The sequence below is a fragment of the Paenisporosarcina sp. TG20 genome (genome assembly GCF_000286315.1).
In the GTDB taxonomy this organism is placed as follows: Bacteria; Bacillota; Bacilli; order Bacillales_A; family Planococcaceae; genus Paenisporosarcina.
In genome coordinates this window covers 1-632 of the sequence record NZ_ALJG01000019.1, presented here as the reverse complement: position 1 = coordinate 632, position 632 = coordinate 1, and the positions used below count along the sequence as shown (strand labels likewise).

Here is a 632-nt window from a genome sequence, read left to right as displayed (position 1 = left end):
GCCAAATTGATTTGAGCTAGAGGGTCATGGTCTTTGTTATACCCATACCTTACTTGTTTCAATTTTTTGGAGTAAGAAGAGATGGACGTAGTATCATACGCTAGAAACTCTGTCTCCAATCGACGCTTGCCTTGCAAAAGAAAGAATTGCTGCTTGGCATGCTCATCAATGGATGCAAGTAGTTCGCTACTTCGTTGCGAAGGAATGTCCTTGTCATGCGGATGCACATGAGTACGCTCCCACTTGGGAAAACGGCTCATTGGATTGCGGTCTTCAAGCACTAGATAATACGCAAGAGACAAAACCTGCTTATATGTATCTGGGAAGCAACATTTGAGATCTTCTGTAATGCCCAGTTTCTCACCAACGGCATCAAAAAGATAGGTTGCTCCGTAGAAGCGACGCTTACTAGAAGTACTCGGTACTGGTCCCGGTTGATTCTTAACAGGAGCAGACTGGTTCAATCTTTTAGAAGGAACAAAATCTCCCGTCTCTGGATCAAGCTTTCCAATACATTGTCTACGGTTTCTGGCTTGTTGTTTTTCCTTGTCCCAGTAGCCTTCTGACTCATAGACATATGTGATGCCATTCTTTTTGTTTTTTAGATAGACAAGCGACATAACAACACCTCT

The 632-nt window shown here is 43.0% G+C and carries 1 pseudogene; it reads right to left on the bottom strand.

The window, feature by feature from the left end:
* A pseudogene (locus tag B371_RS0100100) lies at window positions 1-620 on the bottom strand (transposase); the annotation flags it as partial.
* Window positions 621-632 lie beyond the last annotated feature (12 nt).